Raw genomic sequence first — 18,225 nt, 5'->3', positions numbered from 1 at the left:
TGTCAGCTGTCAGCACCGGTGGTGGAAGTGCTGCTCATCGCCGCTCGGGACGAGATCGCGGTCCCGGATCACCGTTGCTGAGGGACGGTCCTGCCGGGCGCACGTCCGCTCCGGTGGTTCCGCCAGGTAGTCGGTGTACTCGATGTCGATGACGCGGTCTCCGTAGGCGGCCGCGTAGTCGCCGCACTCGTCGTGCTGGAGGCATTCCTCCGCCACCGCGAAGTCGAAACCCACCCGTTCCTTGGCCCGGCCGGTCAGGTCCGCGGCGTTCTTCTGGCCGATGAGCAGGCCCGCGTCGTGGGCGATCCGCGCCAGGTCCGCCGCGAAGGCCAGGTTGTCCTCGGCGGTGAGGGCTCCGTCCGAGCGCGTGTAGGAATCCAGGTTGTCGATCTCCACCGCGTCGAAACCGGCCGCCGCGCACGACTCGATCGTCCGGCCCTGGATCTCGGCCAGTCGGCGGCGCTTGTCCGCCGTGGAGGTGTCGAGGAGCAGCTCGTCGGGCCAACCCTCGTCGACGACCGGGTCACCGCCCTCGAACAGCACCAGGTCGCGCCGATCGCGCAACCACACCTCGCGCTCCGCCGGTTGCGTCTGGAACCCGTTGACGTAGCAGACGTTGAAGACACCGGCAGCGGGTTGCGCCGTGCTGTCCCGGACCACCAGTCCGACACCAGCGGGCGGCGGATACGCACCACCCAACTGGTAATCAACCGCCACCCCAGCGGGAAACGCCGAATCCACCGTCTCCGGTTCCCCGACGGGACCGGGATCGGCCGAACACCCGCTGATCGCAAGCAGCACGGCGAACACCGAACACACCGCCGACCGCACGCCTCTGCCTCCACCACCGCCGAGACGCATGCCGTCCGGCGTTCGACAACCCGAGCTCCGAGCCTAGGCGCCACCCGATCCGCCGTTGCACGAAGGGCACCGCCGACCGGGTGTGCTCGGTCAGCGGTGCCCTTCACCGGGTCAGAACTCAGATGGTCCAGGTGTCGTTGCCGTGGAGGAGCTTCTGGAGGTCCGCCGGCCTGGACCGCTGGGCCTCCGCCACCTGGGCTCGGGCCAGGTCGTCGTAGGCCGGGCGTTCGACCGAGCGGAAGATGCCCGTCACCGCCGGGTTGAGGTCCTGGCCACCGAGGCGGGACAGGGCGAAGGCGTAGGACGGGTCGTCGCGGTGCGCGTCGTGCACCACCACTTCGGCCTCGTCCACTTCGGACAGCTTGGCGACGCGGAAGCCGTCCGGGCCGGAGACCACGCCGAACTGCTCGTCCTCCGGGCCGAAGGTGATCGGCTCGCCGTGCTTGAGCGGGACGATGCGGCGCTGCTTCTCGTCGTTGTCCTTGAGCACGTCGAAGGCGCCGTCGTTGAAGATCGGGCAGTTCTGGTAGATCTCCACCAGGGCGCTGCCGCGGTGCTCCGCCGCCGCCTTCAAGGTCTCCGTCACGCTCGCGCGATCCGAGTCGATCACGCGCGCCACGAACGACGCCTCCGCGCCCAGCGCCAGCGACACCGGGTTGAACGGGTGGTCCAGGGAACCCGCCGGGGTCGACTTGGTGACCTTGCCGACCTCGCTGGTCGGCGAGTACTGGCCCTTGGTCAGGCCGTAGATCCGGTTGTTGAACAGCAGGATCTTCAGGTTCACGTTGCGGCGCAGGGCGTGGATCAGGTGGTTGCCGCCGATGGACAGCGCGTCGCCGTCACCGGTCACCACCCACACCGACAGGTCCGGCCGGCTGGTCGCCAGGCCGGTGGCGATCGCCGGGGCGCGGCCGTGGATGGAGTGCATCCCATAGGTGTTCATGTAGTACGGGAACCGGGACGAGCACCCGATGCCCGAGATGAACACGATGTTCTCGCGCTTGAGCCCCAGCGACGGCAGGAAGCTCTGCACCGCGTTGAGCACGACGTAGTCGCCGCACCCCGGGCACCAGCGCACCTCCTGGTCGGACTTGAAGTCCTTGGCCTTCTGCGGTTCGCCGGTCGTCGGCACCCCGGCGAGCCCGCCCAGGCCCGGGATCCCCAGATCGGTGGTCGTCACGCGGACACCCCCTGCACCACGTCGGTGAGCACGTTCTGCAGCTCCTCGGCTTGGAACGGCAGCCCCGCGACCTTGGTGTAGGACTGCACGTCGACCAGGTAGCGGGCGCGCAGCAGCATCGCCAGCTGTCCCAGGTTCATCTCCGGGACGATCACCTTGTCGTAGCTGCGCAGCACGTCGCCAAGGTTGCCCGGCATCGGGTTGAGGTGGCGCAGGTGGGCCTGCGCGATGTCCATGCCCTGACCGCGGACCCGGCGGCAGGCCGCGCCGATCGGCCCGTAGGACGAGCCCCAGCCCAGCACCAGCACGCGGGCCCGGCCGGACGGGTCGTCGACGGTGAGGTCCGGGACCCGCACGCCGTCGATCTTGGCCTGGCGCAGCCGCACCATCTTGTCGTGGTTGTCCGGGTCGTAGGAGATGTTGCCCTTGCCCTCGGCCTTCTCCAGCCCGCCGACCCGGTGCTCCAGGCCCGGCGTGCCGGGCACCGCCCACTCGCGGGCCAGCGTTTCCGGGTCACGCACGTAGGGCCAGAACTCGCCGGAGCCGTCCGGCGCGTTGGGCTCGGTGGCGAACTCGACGCGCAGGTCGGGCAGCTGGTCGGTCTCCGGGATCAACCACGGCTCCGAACCGTTGGCGATCGCGCCGTCGGACAGCAGCAGCACCGGTGTCCGGTAGGTCAGCGCGATGCGCACCGCGTCCAGGGCCGCGTCGAAGCAGTCCGCCGGCGAGCACGGGGCGATCACCGGCACCGGCGACTCGCCGTTGCGGCCGTAGAGCGCCTGCAGCAGGTCGGCCTGCTCGGTCTTGGTCGGCAGGCCGGTGGAGGGGCCGCCGCGCTGGATGTCGCACACCAGCAGCGGGAGCTCCAGCGCCACCGCCAGGCCGATGGTCTCCGACTTCAGCGCCAGCCCGGGCCCGGAGGTGGTCGTCACGCCCAGCGCCCCGCCGAAGGAGGCGCCCAGCGCCGCGCCGACACCGGCGATCTCGTCCTCGGCCTGGAAGGTGGTGATGCCGAAGTTCTTGTGCTTGGCCAGCTCGTGCAGCACGTCGGAGGCCGGCGTGATCGGGTAGGTGCCCAGGAACACCGGCAGCTCGCTGCACTGCCCGGCCGCGACGATGCCGTAGGCCAGCGCGGTGTTGCCGGTGATCTGCCGGTAGGTCCCGGCGGGCAGCTTGGCGGGCGCGACCTCGTAGGTCACCGCGAAGGATTCGGTCGTCTCGCCGTAGTTCCAGCCCGCGCGGAAGGCCAGCACGTTGGCCTCGGCGATCTGCGGCTTCTTGGCGAACTTCTCGCGCAGGAACCGCTCGGTGCCCTCGGTGGGCCGGTGGTACATCCACGACAGCAGGCCGAGGGCGAACATGTTCTTGCAGCGCTCGGCGTCCTTCTTGCCGAGCCCGCTGCCCTCCAGCGCGCCCTGGGTCAGCGTTCCCATCGCCACCCGGTGGACCTGGTAGCGCTCCAGCTCCTCGCCGTCCAGCGGGTTGGCGTCGTAGCCGACCTTGGTCAGGTTTCGCTTGCTGAACTCGTCGGTGTTGACGATCAGGATGCCGCCGTGCGGCAGATCGCCCAGGTTCGCCTTGAGCGCCGCCGGGTTCATCGCCACCAGCACGTCGGGCCGGTCGCCCGGGGTGAGGATGTCGTAGTCGGCGAAGTGCAGCTGGAAGCTGGACACTCCGGGCAGGGTGCCGGCGGGTGCGCGGATCTCGGCGGGGAAGTTCGGCAGCGTGGCCAGGTCGTTGCCGAAGGCCGCGGCTTCCGAGGTGAACCGGTCACCCGTCAGCTGCATGCCGTCACCGGAGTCCCCGGCGAACCGGATGACCACCCGGTTCAGCTTCTGGGCGCCGTTGGTCCGGTGCCCGTTCGCGGTGCTCAACTTGATCCGTTCCCCTTCACCCGCAGGCAACGTCCATTCTGTGGCGAACGATACATCCCCGGCATTTATTCCGATCACGTCCGGGGTACACGCGATCACCTTCCGCACGCATCCGCACGTCTGCCTCCGAAGGCCCGACGACCACCGGTACGGCGGAGTTCCGCATCGGTGCGCAGGTGGCACCACGTGTACCGACTCTCCCCGGCCCGGACGGCGGTGTGCAAACGGCGACGAATGTGACTTGCCCCATAGCCGGGGAACGCGACCCTCCACCGGTTCCCAGATTTCCCACCATGTGGGAGAACGTTCGCCGGAACGGCCGATACCTGCGCCCCGCCCTCCTCCGCTTACATCACAGCCGACGCCCACCCGGGAGGACCAGTGACCGCACCAGCACCCCGCCCGCACGCCCATCCGTTCGTGCCCTACACGCCGCCGCGACTGCCGCCCGCCGAGGGATTGCGGCGCGGGCAGGAGCTTTTCGAGCACCTGGACGGTCGCCGCAGCGTCCGGTTCTTCAGCTCCGACCCGGTGCCCCGCGAGGCGATCGAACTGGCCGTGCGGACCGCGAACACCGCGCCCAGCGGCGCGCACCAGCAGCCGTGGACCTTCGTCGCGGTGGCCGATCCCGACCTCAAGCACCGCATCCGGCTGGCCGCCGAGGCCGAGGAACGCGCGTTCTACGGGCGCGAGGACATCCCGCAGTGGCACGGGGCGCTGTCGCGGCTGGAGACCGACGCGAACAAGGAGTTCCTCGACGTAGTGCCGTGGATCGTGGTCGCGTTCGCGCAGAAGTACCGGGTGACTGACACCGGCAAGCAGAAGCACTACTACGTCAACGAGAGCGTCGGCATCGCCTGCGGCATGTTCATCACCGCGCTGCACACGATGGGTCTGGCGACCCTGACCCACACGCCGAACCCGATGGGCTTCCTGACCAAGCTCCTGGAGCGCCCGTCCAGCGAGCGGCCCTACATCCTGTTCCCGGTCGGCTATCCGGCCGACGACTGCGAGGTCCCCGAACTGACCCGCAAGCCCCTGGAGGAAGCGCTCCTCTGGCGCTAGGGAGCGTCGGCTCCGCCGCGAGGTGGTGCTACCGCGATCTCGCGCGAAACCGGCGTGCCGCGGAGCACGGCCCGGCACGCTGGTACCAGCGTCCGCGCATCCGGTCGTCGCGGGCGGCACCGGTGCCGGGCCGAGGTGCGCGGCAGGCATCGAGGTGGTGCCCTGGGAACGACGGTGCGACGGACGAGAACAGAGGTGGGTGCCGTGGTCGACGAGGTCGACGTCGTGGTCATCGGGATGGGGCCGGGCGGTGAGGACGTCGCCGCCCGGCTGGCGAGTGCCGGTCTGTCCGTGGTCGCGGTGGAATCCAGGCTGGTCGGCGGCGAGTGCCCGTACTTCGCCTGCGTGCCGACCAAGATGATGGTGCGGGCCACCGACGCGCTGGGCGAAGCGCGCCGGGTGCCCGAGCTGGCCGGGCGGGCCGAGGTGCGCCCGGACTGGACGCCGGTCGCCGACCGCATCCGCGACGAGGCGACCACCGACTGGGACGACGAGATCGCCGCGCGGCGCTTCGAGCGCACCGGTGGCCGGCTGGTGCGCGGCGTCGGACGGATCAGCGCGCCGGGCGAGGTGACCGTCGGCGATCAGGTGTTCCGCGCGCGGCGCGGTATCGTGCTCAACCCCGGCACCGAACCGGCGGTGCCGCCGGTCGACGGCCTCGCCGGCAGTCCGTTCTGGACGAACCGGGAGGCGGTGCCGTCCCGCGAGGTGCCGGAGTCGCTGCTGGTGCTCGGCGGCGGGCCGGTCGGTCTGGAGTTCGCACAGGTCTTCGCCCGGTTCGGCAGCTCGGTCGCGGTGCTGGAGGCGCAGTCCCGGCTGCTGCCGGGATCCGAGCCGGAAGCCTCCGAGGTGATCACCGAGGCGCTGCTCGCCGAGGGTATCCAGGTGCGCACCGGCAACGGCGTCGAGCACGTCAAGCACGACGGGCAGTTCGAGGTGCAGCTCTCCAGCGGCGACCGGCTCACCGCGGACCGGCTGCTGGTGGCCACCGGCCGCCGCACCGACCTGCGCGCGCTCGGGATCGGCGCGGTCGGGCTGGACGAGCAGGCGCGCACCATCCCCGTGGACGAGCGGATGCGCGCCGCCGACGGGGTCTGGGCGATCGGTGACGTCACCGGTCGCGGCGCGTTCACGCACGCCTCGGTGTACCAGGCGCGCATCGCCGCGGCCGACATCCTCGGCCAGGACGGCGAAACCGCCGACTACCGGGCGATGCCCGCGGTGACCTTCACCGATCCGGAGGTCGCCGCCGTCGGGCTGACCGAGGCCCAAGCCCGGGAGGCGGGCATCGCGGTGCGCACCGGGAGCACGCGCATCCAGGACTCCACGCGCGGCTGGATCCACAAGGTGGGCAACGCCGGGATCATCAAACTCGTCGCCGACTCCGAGCGCGACGTGCTGGTCGGTGCCACGGTCGTCGCACCGGCGGGTGGCGAGATCATCGGCGCGCTCGCGGTCGCCGTGCACGCCGAGGTCCCGGTCTCCCGCCTCCGCCGGATGATCTTCGCCTACCCGACCTTCCACCGGGCGATCGAATCCGCCCTCGCCGATCTCGGCGCTTGACCCGCCCGTCGTACACGCGATTTCAATTGAAATCGGACGTCCGATTTCAATTGAAATCGCGACTGACGACCGGCCTCAGCGCCCCCCGTTGGCCTCCCGGCGGCGGCGCTTGCTGGCGTACATGTCGCGGTCGGCCAGGTGCAGCAGCCTGTCCGCAGTGATCGACGGGTCCGAGGTGACCACGTAGCCCACGCTGGCCTGCAAGCTCACCGTCACCTCGTGCACCACGATCTCGGTGTTCAGGTGCGCCTCCACCCGGTCCCGGAGCGCCGCCGCGGCGTCCTCGTCCGGCAGCAGGCTGACCACCACGAACTCGTCACCGCCGAGGCGCGCGACGGTGTCCCCGGCTCGCACCGCCAGCTGGATCTCGCGCGCGGCGGCGATCAGCAGCTGGTCGCCGACCGCGTGGCCGTAGCGGTCGTTGGTCGGCTTGAGCTGGTCGAGGTCGGCCAGCACCACCACCAGCACCCCGTTCCCGCGCGCGAGCTGCTGGAGCCCGTGGTCCAGGCGGTCGGCGAGCAGGGCGCGGTTGGCCAGCCCGGTCAGCGGGTCGTGCAGCGCGAGGTGCGCCAGGTGGGCGTCCACCATGCGCTGCTCACCGATGTCCTCGTACTGGCTGACCACGTAGGCGGGCGTCCCGTCGGCCCCGGGCACCGTGGTCGCCCGGATCAGCATCCAGATCGGGCGGCCGTCCTTGTGCCGGTAGCGCTTCTCCAGGTTCACCGAGTCGACCAGACCGGCGGCCATGTCCTCCAGCGCGGCGGTGCCCGATGCCTCGTCCTCCCCGTAGGTGACGTCGGCGAAGGACATCGACAGCATCTCCGCGCGCGAGTAGCCGAGCATCGCGCAGAGCGTGTCGTTGACCGCCGTCCAGGAGCCCTTCAGGTCCAGCAGCGCCATCCCGATCGGCGCGTTGGCGAAGCTGCGCTGCCACAGCAGCTCGGCCTCCCGGCGCTGGGTGATGTCCTGGATCTGGGACAGGAAGCAGATCGGGCGTCCGCGGGAGTCCCGGATGAAGGTGCGCGCCACCAGTGCCCAGATCAGGCTCCCGTCGGCGCGGATGTAGCGCTTCTCCAGGGTCTTCTCCGACTCGACCGGACCCTCGTCGTCGATGTCGTCCGGGTGGGTGAAATCGCGGTAATCCCGCCCCACCAGCTCCTCGCTCCGGTACCCGAGCAACCGGCACAGCGCCCCGTTGACGTGCAGGTAGCGGCCCTGCAAGTCGAGGATGGCCATCGCGGCGGCCGCCTGGTCGAAGACGCGCTGCCAGGGCACACCGCCAGCGCTGTTCGGCTCGGATGCGGACATGAGAACCGAACGATAGCCGGACGGCCAGCCCCGTGCAGCAGCGCCTCCAGCGTCAGGCGTCGCCCCGGTTCATGGCCAGCAGGCGGTCCAGCACCGCGGGTGAGGCCTTGACGCCGTCGTGCTCGTACTCGTTGGTCACCCACACCCGGGCGCCGCGCACCTGGCGGGCCGATTCCAGCGAGTGGTCCCGGTCGACGAACATGTCGTCGTGGTAGACCGCCGCGGCCACCGGGACCTCGTTGCGGGCCAGCTGGTCGAGGTCGTAGAGCACCGGCCAGTCGCTCTTGGCGGCGAGCAGGTCGGCCGCCTCGCGCAGCGGGACCAGCGACGGGTCCTGCTCGAACATCCAGGGGTAGATCATCTCGCCGGTCAGGTTGATGCGGCCGGCGGTGGCCGGGTCGAACTCCGGGAACTCCGCGCGCACCCGGTGCGCCGACCACTCCGACGCGGCGCCCTGGCAGTAGATGGCCTCGTGCAGCACCGCGTAGAGCGGCCGCGTGGCGAAGGAGACCACCGCGTCCACGCCGCGCCGGAAGGTGTCGGAGAGGGTGTCGCCGATGAACGCCTCCTCCAGCAGGTAGTGCAGAGCGTCGAACTGCGAGCCCTGGCCGAACTGGATGCCGAGCGTCTGGAACCGCTCCGGGGTCAGCCGCTCCCCCGCAGGCATGATCACCTCGTGCTCGGCGAGGTGCTCGACGACCCGCCGCACGATCCCGGCGTCCTCCGGGTAGCGCGCGAAGTAGGCGTCGTTCTTGCGCAGCGTGCGCGCGTAGGCGGCGCGGTAGACGTCGTCGGCGTGGCCGGTCAGGGTTGGGATGCCGCCGGTGATCAGCACCTGCCGCAGCCCCTGCGGGGCCAGCGAGAGGTAGGTCAGCGCGCAGAACCCGCCGAAGCTCTGCCCCAGCACCGACCACGGCTCGTCACCGATCAGCTGAGCCCGGACGGCTTCGGCGTCGCGCACGATCGAGTCGGCGCGCAGCAGGCTGAGGTGCTCGGCCTGCTGCGCGGGGGTCAACCCGGCGAGGCTCTGGCGGTTCGCGGGCGTGCTGCGCCCGGTCCCGCGCTGGTCGAGCAGCAGCACCCGGTAGTCCTGCAGCGCGCGGCCCAGCCACGCGCTGGTGCTCAGCGGCCGTTCCGCCTTGCCGCCCGGGCCGCCCTGGAGGTAGACCAGCCACGGCAGCTGCTGGTCCTGCTTGGACGGCGCGACCACCTCCCGACCGAAGACCTCGATCTCCCCGGAACCCGGGTCGTCGTGGCGCAGCGGAACCCGGAACACGTGGTCCCGGGCCACCAGACCCGGACGGCGGTAGGTGACGGACGGCATCTCGTTTCCTCCAAAGTGGACTATCACGCTGGGTCGGGTGCGACGGGCACGATTCAACACCGGCCGGGGTCACCACCGCACCACCCCGGGACGGACCGAGCCGCAATTTCCATTGAAATCGGACGTCAGATTTCAATGGAAATTGCGGCAGGACCTGCGGATCAGTAACCCGGCGCGCCGATCTCCTTGCAGATGCGGACCAGTTCCGGGTGCACGTAGCGGCCCTCGAGCTCGATCGCTTCGCCGTCGAGGTAGATCGACGGGCCGAGGACGCTGCCGTCGGTGTGCGCCGCGGCCACCCACGGCTCGCCGCCGATCCAGGCGCCCTTGGTGCCGATGCCGATCTCCACGCAGCCGAACACCCGCTCGTCCTCCACGATGCGGCCGGTGGGCACCAGCACGCCCGGGTTGAAGCCCAGCGACCAGTGCGCCAGCCGGAACATGTTCGGGTCGCCGAAGGACTCCATCCAGTTCCGGAACACCTCGGCGTCGCGGTCGCCGGTGATCTCGGTGACCACGCCGTTCTCCACCTTGCAGCGCACCGGGGAGCGCAGCAGGCCGATCTCGGCCGGCGGCCAAAGCGCGCCGTCGAAGACCAGCGTGCCGTTCTGGGTCTCCTCGATCGGGTTCCAGGAGATCTGGCCGGAGAGCATCACGGTCTCGCCGGGCTTCTCGGCGGGCTTGCCGCGCAGGTTGATCGGGCGGCCCTGGTTGCGGCCGACCAGGTCGGTGCCGTTGGCGGCGGTGATGCGCACCTCGTCGGCCTGCTCCAGCAGCGCGACCAGCGCGCGGCCGAGCCGCATGACGCCCTCGAAGTCGGGCTTGCCGACGGTGTCGACCAGCATCGGGATGTCCATGCCGGTCAGGTTGGTGTACCGGGCGCCGTTGGCGATCGCGGCGCGGAAGGCGTCGCTGTGCATGATGTAGGCGACGCTGAACTCGATCCACACGTCGGCCTTGGCGACCGCACCGGCGACCGGCGCCGGCGGCTCCATCGCCGAGCTGGGCCGGGTCTCGTACCAGATCACGGTCGGCGTGGCGCCTGCCGCGGCCACCGCCTGCGCGGTCAGCTCCACGACGCGCCGGTCGGAGGACGTGTCACCGGTGAGCACCACCTGCTCGCCCGGCTTGACGAGCATGACCTGCTCGACGAGCTTGCGAGCGCCGATGGCGGCTTCCCAGGACAGGTACTCGGGCCGGGATTCGACACGGCTGACAACTTCCACAACTACTCCTTCTTCTCTCTGACGGGCGCGGCTGCTGTTCCGCGGCGCGCTCGTCGGGTGGAACTGGTCTCGGGAGTCACTTGGACTCGAAGATGCGGCTGGTCGAGTAGAGGGCGTCGCCCGCGATGAGGCCCGCGCCGACGAGGTTGAGGTCCTCGTCCGCTCGTTCGCCGCGCCACCAGCGGTAGGCGATGCGGACCAGCAGCGCGCCGAAGACCAGCCAGCACGCTTGCGGGGTGCCCACCAGCAGGCCGGTGGCCAGCAGCACGCCCATCTGCCTGCTGGAGCCGCCGAGCAGCTGGATCAGCGCACCGGGGATCGCCCACAGCAGCAGCGTCATCAGGATGTCCGGGTCGGTCAGCCCGGCCTTGATGGTGGCCGCGTACACCTCGGCCACCGGCGGGATCAGGCCGTCGCCGAAGAACGACTGCCAGGACACCGCGACCGCCACCGTCGCCACCGCGAAACCGACCAGCGAGGCGAGGTACTGCTGGAACCGGCCGGAGCGCTCGTAGGCGTCGTAGGGGCGGTGCTCCTTGCGCAGCAGCCAGCCCGCCTTGAAGTCGTATCCCATGTCGGCGAACGCCGGGCCGGTGGCCGAGGTGTAGCCGACGAACAGCGCCAGCGCCACCGGCGGCACGCCGAGGATCAGGCCCAGCACCAGGAAGATCAGCGTCACGGCGAAGGCCGGGAACCAGCCGGAGTGCATCGCGGCCAGGCCCACGATGATCTCGTGGGTGATCGCGGCCAGCGCGGCGGCCAGCACCCACATGATCAGCCCGGGCACCGACAGCTCGGACATCAGCCCGCCGGCCAGCGCGACCACGACGGCGCCGAGCACGAAGAGCACGTAGCCCTCCAGCACGCCGCGGCGCAGTGCGCGCTCGTCGACCTGCGGCAGCTGGCTTGGATCGACCGACTGCGCCGGGGCCGAGGTCTTCTTCTTGTCCTTGCGGAACATCAGGTAGGCGGCCTGCCCGAGCGCCACCAGCCCGGCGCCGATCATCACGCCGTGCGGGATGTAGAGGTCGCCGATGTCGATGCTGAACCAGGCCGGGCTGTACTGGCTGACCATCAGCCCGACGCCGAACATGGCCAGCGCCCAGATGTTGCCGATGAAGGCCACACCTGCCGCCGAGACCGGCAGCTTGAACAGCGAGCCGATGAACCCGATGACCGCGCCACCCGCCAGCACGATGGCCCGCCTGCCGCCCTTGTCGCCGGCGATGATGGTGTCCGCCGCGGCGACGCCGGGCGGCCACGCGGCCTGCGCGGGCAGCAGCCGCGAGTTGAACAGCCGGTACAGCACGAAGGAATCGGCGAACAGGCCGATCGCGACGCCGGCGAAGACCGGCCACACCAGATCGGGCCTGCCGAAGGCGAAGGGCACCGCGATCGGTGCCAGCAGCGAGTTGGCGGCGGCGAAGGTCGAGCCGGACACCGCGCTCTGCACGAGGTTCTGCCGGTGCACCGACCGCATCTTGCGCAGTGCGGCCACGTTGATCCGGCCGATGATCATCGCGATCAGCGCGCCGATCACCGAGGTGTTGGCCGAGATGCCCAGCGTGGTGATCAGGTGCAGACCGATGATCGCGCCGACCACGGAGAGCACGACCGTGATCACCAGAACGGTCGGCTCGAAAGCCCGCGGGTGCGCGCGCTCGGCGCCCGTCCGGGATTCGCTGACTGTCATGAGCAGCCTTTCGAGGAGGAGATCAGCCGCCTTGCGGCCCGGCGCCGGGCGCCAATCGGCGGGACAGGTCGGTGGCCGCGCCGCGCAGCGCAGCGGTCAGGTCGTCGGTCCGGCCGGTGACGCGCTCGGCCGGGCCGATCAGCGTCATCGACGCCACTGTCGCACCGGAGAGCTGCACCGGCACCGCGACGGCGCCGACGTTCGCGTCGAACTCGCCGGCCGATATCGACACCCCGGTGTCCCGGACCTGCTGCCACCGCTGCGCCAGCTCGGCGTAGGTGGTGGGAGTGCCCGGAGTGCAGCGCGCGAGCGGCTCGGGGCCGAACAGCTCGCGGACCTCCTCCGCGGGCAGCCCGGCGAACAGCGCGTGCCCGGAGGACCCGGCGTGACCGGGCATCACGTGCCCGACCACCGCGGTGTAGCTGATCGGCCCGCGGCCGTCCACCGCCGCGACGGTCCGGTAGGAGCCGCCGTGCGCGACGTTGAGCACGGCGCTCTCCCCCGTCTCCCGCGCCAGCATCGCCAGCACCGGGCGGGCGATCAGGCTCAGCGCACCGCTGCGCTCGGCGACCCTGGCGAGCTGGGAGACCGCCGGGCCGAGCCGGTAGCGGCGGGATTCCGGGTCCGCCAGCACGAAACCGCGGTTGGCCAGGGTCGCCAGCAGCCGCTGGACGACGGACTTGTCCAGCCCGAGTTCGCGCCCGAGCTCGGTGACGCCCCACTCCGGCCGGTCGTCGGTGAACGCGAGCAGGACCTGCAGCGCGCGATCCGCGGTCTGCAGAAAACCGGAACCCGCCACGTCCACCTCCGGGGAGCTGTTGCTATATTCACAACGCTGTCGCTATTTGCGCACCGTTGCGGGTTACGGTGCGCCCGGACGTGCGGGTTTGTCAATACGTCGTCCTCAGCATTCGCGCAAACACGGTGCGTTACCATTCCGATCACCGATCGAACAGACGTGGGGTGTTGAGGCATGGCGGGGACTTCGGTGGGTCGCGCCGTCGAGCAGATCCGGCAGATGATGCGCAGCCAGGAACTGCTGCCCGGACAACCACTCCGGCAGGAAGCGCTCGCCGAACGCCTGGGCGTCAGCCGAGTCCCGGTCCGGGAGGCGCTAAAGGCGCTCGAAGCCGAGGGCGTGGTCCGCCACCAGCCGAACGTGGGCTACACCGTGGCCAGGCTTTCAGCGGAGGAACTGCGGCAGGCGTACCTGATGCGCGGCGCGCTGGAGGCGATCGTGCTCCGCGAGCTGCCGCGGCTGAGCACCGCGCAGATCATCGAGCTCAGCGAGCTCAACGAGCAGATCGCGCAGGCCGCCGACGAGGTCGACGTCCTGCGGATCATCGAGCTCAACCACGACTTCCACTTCGTCATCTTCCGCGCCTCGGGCCTGCGGCTGATCGTCGACGAGATCGAGCGGATCTGGAAGATCACCGAGGCCTACCGCACGGTCTACCTCTACGACGAGTCGGCGCGCCGCCGGATCGTCCGCGAGCACCGGCAGCTGATCAACGCCCTGCGCCGCGGCCAGACCGAAAGAGCCGTCTGCATCATGGATTCGCACCGCGACGCCACCCCGGCGCACCTGGCCCCCACCCTCGCCGCCACGCTCCCCCTGCCGGGCTGATCCGGGAGACGTTCGGGGGCGGAACGGGGCGGTCGCTCGAATCGCGGCCGCCCCGTCGAATTCGTCAGCTACCGCGCGTTCTCAGGGAATCCGGCGCTTCCGCGGGCATCCCGACGGGCATCACCTGGACATCACCTCTGCTGTTCACCCCGCGCGAGAGGCCGAGGGCGAGCCAACGGCCGTCCGGCGACCACGCCATGTCCCGGAAGTGAGCGCCTGGGCGGTGCCGGATCACCACCGCGCCGTCCGCGAGCCGGCGGATGCACAACTCGCCACCGCCGACCTCCCACGGATCGCTTCGCGCGAAACCCGCGGAGGCCAGGTAGGCCCCGTCCGGGCTCGGCGCCACCACCCGCACTTCCCTCAGGCCGTCAGCAGCGGTGTCGACGACCGCGCGGGACGCCACGTCGATCACGTGCACGTTCGGCCCCTTCTCACCGAGGTAGAGCCGGGATTCGTCCGCAGCGAAGGCCAGGCTCTCGACCACCAGGCCGTCCGCGCCGGTCACCTGTTCGCGCCCGTCGCCCTCGATCAAGAAGACACGGCGGGGCGACCTGCTCTCGAAGTCCGCCCGGTAGCGACCAGTGCGCGAACGCACCCTTCCCGGTTCCAGGGCGACATCGATCCGCTCCCCGGCGTCGATGTCGTACGCGACCTGCTCAGAGCCGTGGCGCAGGGAGGTGAACGCCACCACGTGCCGCCCCGGCACCCACGACATGCGCCAGCTGAAGCCGCTCTCGAACGCCACGCGGAAGTGCTCGGTCCAATCGACGCAGTCGTACACCACGAGTTCGGCACCGGAGCGGGCCACGGCCAGGAAGCGGCTGTCGTCGGAGAAGGCCATCGCGGTCGCGCTGTCGCCGGAGAAGGGCCAGCGCACGATCGGGTCGTGCACGTTCGGCAGGTGCGGCAGCTCCTCCGGAGCCGGACTGTCCGCGTGCACCGGGTACATCGCCGAACTCCAGGTATCGCCCGGTTTCAGGTGTTCGATCCAGGACCGGTCCGCGACCCGGACCGAGAACTCCGCCTGCACCAGAGCGTCTTCGTCCGGCCAGCCGTGCGCGCGCTCGTAGTGGAAGTCCTGGAGCAGGTCCCACACCGATTCCGACGGCGGATCGTTGTCCGCGGCGATGCGTTCGACGTGCTCGACGAACCAGCGCGCGTGCTCGACGAGCCAGGCCCGGTCGAGGATCCGCTCGACCTCGATGGCCGCACCGATCGGATGCCCCCAACGTCCGGACTCCCACAGGAGTCCCAGCACGAACCCCGGATCCCGCTCCGGCGGCGCCAGGTAGGCCCGGGATTCCGTGTCGTAGTGGACCGTCAGGACCTGCAACCGGACTTCGCAGCGGTCGAGGTCGACGTCGAGGGCTCGGATGCCGAACAGATCAGTGGCCATGGGCGCGTCGCCTCCGAGCGGCAACCGGGTTCATGACCGGGAAAACTGAGCATTTGATCACGGCCGGGACTGTATCCGCCGAGCCCGACGGCCCACCGCGCTTTCTCCGGATCCGCCGCAACATAAGGCTTATTGCATTCAATTTTGTATGGACTCGGTGGGTGGGGCGTGCCAGACTCAGCCGCGTCGTCGAGCCGGAGGGATGGACATGGCGGATCTCGAGTACCAGGTCGCGGACGGGATCGGGACGATCCTGCTCAACCGCCCGGAGCGCAAGAACGCGTTCACCATGGAGATGATCGACCAGTGGGCGGCGGCGATCCGGTCCGCCAGGTTCGATCCCGAGGTGCGGGTGCTGGTGCTAACCGGGGCCGGTGACGCGTTCTGCTCGGGCGTCGACCTCGACGACTTCACCGCGGGCGAGAAGTCCGTGCTGGACCACAAGACCGTGCTGACCGAGCGCATCCACCAGGTCGCGCTGGCGCTGGAGGACTTCGACAAGCCGGTCATCGCCGCGGTCAACGGCGTCGCGGTGGGCGCGGGCATGGACATGGCGCTGATGTGCGACATCCGGTTCGTCGGGGAGTCCGCGCGGTTGTCCGAGGGCTACGTCCGCATCGGCCTGGTGCCCGGCGACGGCGGTTGCTACTTCCTGCCGCGGCTCGTCGGCACCGCCAAGGCGCTGGAGCTGCTGTGGACCGGTGACTTCGTGGACGCCGCCACCGCCGTGGAGCTCGGCATCGCCAGCCGCAGCTACCCCGACGACGAGCTGATGGAGCAGACCTACGCCTTCGCGCGCCGCCTCGCCGACGGCCCACCGGTGGCCATCCGCGCGATCAAGCGGACCGTGTACCAGTCGGCGCGCACCGATCTGCGGACCTCGCTCGACCTGATCTCCTCGCACATGGCGGTCGTTCAGTCCACTGAGGACTCCGCGGAGGCGATGCGCGCGTTCAAGGAGAAGCGCAGCCCGAAGTTCCACGGCCGGTGACCGCGGTGGACGGGTTGCTGCACCCGCGCGCGGTGGCGGTCGTCGGAGCTTCCGAGCGCTCGGCGATGGCCGGACGGCTGACCCGCTACCTGAGCGGGTTCGACGGCCCGGTCTACCCGGTCAACCCGAACCACCGCCGGGTGCACGGCCTGCCGTGCTACCCGTCGCTGCTGGAGCTGCCGGGGCCGGTGGACCTGGTGCTCGTGCTGGTCCCGGCCGCACGGGTGCTTTCCGCGGTCGAGGATGCCGGGCGCGCGGGCGCGTCGTTCGCGGTGGTGCTCTCCTCCGGTTTCGCCGAGGTCGGTGCCGACGGGCGCGCGTTGCAGGAGCAGCTCGTCGAAGTCGCCGACCGGTACGGGATGCGGGTGGTCGGCCCGAACTGCCAGGGACTGCTCTACCGCCCCACCGGCCTGGCGGCCACGTTCACCGCCGCTGCCGACGGGGTCCCGCAACCGGATTCGGGCATCGCCTACGTCGGGCAGAGCGGCGCGCTGGGCGGCAGTTTCCTCGGCAAGGCCCGCGATCGCGGCATCGGGCTCACCGCCTGGATCAGCGTCGGCAACCAGGCCGACCTAACCACCACCGACGCCGCCGAACTGCTGGTCGCCGACCCTAACGTCCGGGTGCTGGCGTGCTACCTGGAGGAGCTTCCCGACGGAGCCCGGTGGCGGCGGCTGACCGTGCAGGCCGCGGCAGCGGGCAAGCACGTCGTGGTCCTGCGCTCCGGTCGTTCCGCCGCCGGTGAGCGCGCTGTCGCCTCGCACACCGGCGCGCTGGTCCGCGCGGGCGCCGCGTTCGACCTGCTGACCCGCGAATCCGGCGCGATCCAAGTGGACGACCTGGACGAGCTCCTCGACACCGCGGTGGCGCTGACCGGTGAGTCCCGGCCGCGCGGCCACCGCATCGGCGTCATCACCAGTTCCGGCGGGGCGGGCGGGCTCGCCGCCGACCAGGCCGAAGCGGCCGGGTTGGTGCTGCCGGAGCTGGAGCGCGCGGCGCAGGACGTGCTGGCGCCGCTCATCCCGGCTTTCGGCAGCACGGCCAACCCGGTGGACGTCACCGCGCAGGTCATCGACGACGCCGGCCAGTTCGGCGCGGTGTGCGACGCGGTCGCCGAATCCGGCGAGGTCGATGCCGTGCTCGTGGTGCTGACCACGATCGGCGGTGCGGCGGCGGTGGAAGTCGCCGAGGCGATCCTGCGGGCCGCCGAGCGCAGCACGACACCGTTCGTGGTGGCGTGGCTGTACTCGCACGAGCAGATCGCCGAAGCCGGTTCGATGTTGCGCCGCAACGGAATCCCGGTGCTGGACACCACCACCGCTGCGCTGCGGCTGATCACTCGTCTTGTGCCGCAGGAGGGCCGTCGCGCCGAACCGGCGGCGCCGCGTGGCCTGTCGCGCTTCCTGGACCGCCCATCGCTCACCGAGGCCTCGGGTGCACACCTCCTCGACGCGTTGCAGATCGCCCGACCGCGCGGGCGCATCGTCGATCCCGCCGACGCCGAAACCGTTGCGCGGGAGCTCGGCGAGCACGTCGTGCTGAAGGTCCAATCCCCCGATCTGGCGCACAAAAGCGACGTCGGCGGCGTTCTCGTCGGCATCCCGGCAGAGCGCGCAGGCCGTGCCGCGCAGGAGATGCTCGACGCGGTCGCCGCGAGCGCTCCGCACGCGCGCATCGATGGCGTCCTGGTCCAGGAAGTGCTTCCGCCAGGCGTGGAACTGCTCGTCGGCGTGCAGGGCAGCAAGCACGGTTATCCGCCGGTGGTGACGGTCGGGATGGGCGGCACCACGACCGAGCTCTACTCCGACGTCGCATCGGCACTCGGCCCGCTCGACGCGGGGCAGGCGGTCGCGCTGTTGCGGCGTCTGCGCGGATGGCCGCTGCTGGACGGATTCCGCGGCCGCCCGCGCTGCGACGTGGATGCCGCGGCAGCGGCGATCGCGTCGCTCTCGCAGGCCGCAGTCGAACTCGGCACTGATCTGACCGAGCTGGAGATCAACCCGCTGATGGTCCACGCGACCGGCGCAGTGGCCGCCGACCTGCTCGTGACCACCACACGTCAGCCACCGCCCGGCCGGGGCACGTGCGTCAGTTCCTCGCGAAGTTGACCATCA

The 18,225-nt window shown here is 70.6% G+C and carries 14 protein-coding genes; 5 read left to right on the top strand and 9 right to left on the bottom strand.

Annotated features, from left to right (window positions below):
- Window positions 1–9 precede the first annotated feature (9 nt).
- The 3 genes from ATL45_RS30080 to ATL45_RS30070 all read right to left on the bottom strand — a co-directional run bounded on the left by ATL45_RS30080 (window position 10) and on the right by ATL45_RS30070 (window position 3,915).
- A complete protein-coding gene (locus tag ATL45_RS30080) occupies window positions 10–717 on the bottom strand; it encodes an endo alpha-1,4 polygalactosaminidase (RefSeq protein WP_281276089.1) in 708 nt (235 codons plus the stop codon).
- A 262-nt stretch (window positions 718–979) separates the two neighbouring features.
- The gene (locus ATL45_RS30075) at window positions 980–2,041 is read right to left on the bottom strand and encodes a 2-oxoacid:ferredoxin oxidoreductase subunit beta (protein WP_093146368.1); all 1,062 of its coding nucleotides are present in this window, start codon (window positions 2,039–2,041) and stop codon (window positions 980–982) included.
- Window positions 2,038–3,915 (bottom strand): 2-oxoacid:acceptor oxidoreductase subunit alpha, encoded by a 1,878-nt coding sequence (locus ATL45_RS30070; RefSeq protein ID WP_093146367.1) that lies wholly within the window; start codon window positions 3,913–3,915, stop codon window positions 2,038–2,040. Before ATL45_RS30070 ends, ATL45_RS30075 begins: the two co-directional genes overlap by 4 nt.
- Window positions 3,916–4,296: 381 nt before the next feature.
- On the opposite strand from ATL45_RS30070, the gene ATL45_RS30065 reads away from it, so the two are divergent.
- A complete protein-coding gene (locus ATL45_RS30065) occupies window positions 4,297–4,980 on the top strand; it encodes a nitroreductase family protein (protein WP_093146366.1) in 684 nt (227 codons plus the stop codon).
- A 204-nt stretch (window positions 4,981–5,184) separates the two neighbouring features.
- On the top strand, window positions 5,185–6,543 hold the full coding sequence (locus ATL45_RS30060; RefSeq protein ID WP_170210391.1) for a dihydrolipoyl dehydrogenase family protein: 1,359 nt from the start codon (window positions 5,185–5,187) through the stop codon (window positions 6,541–6,543).
- A gap of 75 nt (window positions 6,544–6,618) precedes the next feature.
- Here the strand turns inward: ATL45_RS30060 and ATL45_RS30055 are convergent, their stop codons facing one another.
- The 5 genes from ATL45_RS30055 to ATL45_RS30035 form a co-directional block, all read right to left on the bottom strand.
- Window positions 6,619–7,851 (bottom strand): sensor domain-containing diguanylate cyclase, encoded by a 1,233-nt coding sequence (locus tag ATL45_RS30055; protein WP_093146364.1) that lies wholly within the window; start codon window positions 7,849–7,851, stop codon window positions 6,619–6,621.
- Window positions 7,852–7,903: 52 nt separating this feature from the next.
- Entirely contained in the window at window positions 7,904–9,175 is a 1,272-nt protein-coding gene (locus ATL45_RS30050) for an alpha/beta fold hydrolase (RefSeq protein ID WP_093146363.1), read from the bottom strand.
- A gap of 161 nt (window positions 9,176–9,336) precedes the next feature.
- On the bottom strand, window positions 9,337–10,401 hold the full coding sequence (locus ATL45_RS30045; protein ID WP_093146362.1) for a 2,5-dihydroxypyridine 5,6-dioxygenase NicX family protein: 1,065 nt from the start codon (window positions 10,399–10,401) through the stop codon (window positions 9,337–9,339).
- 76 nt (window positions 10,402–10,477) lie between these two features.
- Complete coding sequence (locus ATL45_RS30040; RefSeq protein ID WP_093146361.1) at window positions 10,478–12,094, bottom strand: OPT/YSL family transporter; 1,617 nt, start codon at window positions 12,092–12,094, stop codon at window positions 10,478–10,480.
- A 22-nt stretch (window positions 12,095–12,116) separates the two neighbouring features.
- Window positions 12,117–12,893: an IclR family transcriptional regulator gene (locus tag ATL45_RS30035; protein WP_211841326.1), complete on the bottom strand. Its 777-nt coding sequence runs from the start codon at window positions 12,891–12,893 to the stop codon at window positions 12,117–12,119.
- Between the two features lie 174 nt (window positions 12,894–13,067).
- On the opposite strand from ATL45_RS30035, the gene ATL45_RS30030 reads away from it, so the two are divergent.
- Window positions 13,068–13,721 (top strand): GntR family transcriptional regulator, encoded by a 654-nt coding sequence (locus ATL45_RS30030; RefSeq protein ID WP_093146359.1) that lies wholly within the window; start codon window positions 13,068–13,070, stop codon window positions 13,719–13,721.
- A gap of 64 nt (window positions 13,722–13,785) precedes the next feature.
- Here the strand turns inward: ATL45_RS30030 and ATL45_RS30025 are convergent, their stop codons facing one another.
- Window positions 13,786–15,120, bottom strand: coding sequence for a WD40 repeat domain-containing protein (locus tag ATL45_RS30025; RefSeq protein WP_093146358.1), 1,335 nt, complete (start codon window positions 15,118–15,120; stop codon window positions 13,786–13,788).
- Window positions 15,121–15,328: 208 nt separating this feature from the next.
- Here ATL45_RS30025 and ATL45_RS30020 point away from each other — a divergent pair, with 208 nt between their 5' ends.
- Together ATL45_RS30020 and ATL45_RS30015 are read left to right on the top strand one after the other, a co-directional pair.
- Window positions 15,329–16,111, top strand: a complete 783-nt coding sequence (locus tag ATL45_RS30020; RefSeq protein WP_177241883.1) for an enoyl-CoA hydratase/isomerase family protein — start codon at window positions 15,329–15,331, stop codon at window positions 16,109–16,111.
- 5 nt (window positions 16,112–16,116) lie between these two features.
- Complete coding sequence (locus ATL45_RS30015; RefSeq protein ID WP_211841325.1) at window positions 16,117–18,219, top strand: acetate--CoA ligase family protein; 2,103 nt, start codon at window positions 16,117–16,119, stop codon at window positions 18,217–18,219.
- Window positions 18,220–18,225 lie beyond the last annotated feature (6 nt).

The sequence above is a fragment of the Saccharopolyspora antimicrobica genome, assembly GCF_003635025.1.
Taxonomy (GTDB): domain Bacteria; phylum Actinomycetota; class Actinomycetes; order Mycobacteriales; family Pseudonocardiaceae; genus Saccharopolyspora; species Saccharopolyspora antimicrobica.
The sequence above is the reverse complement of the archived record's forward strand: the minus strand, read 5'-3'. Positions and strand labels throughout refer to the sequence as shown.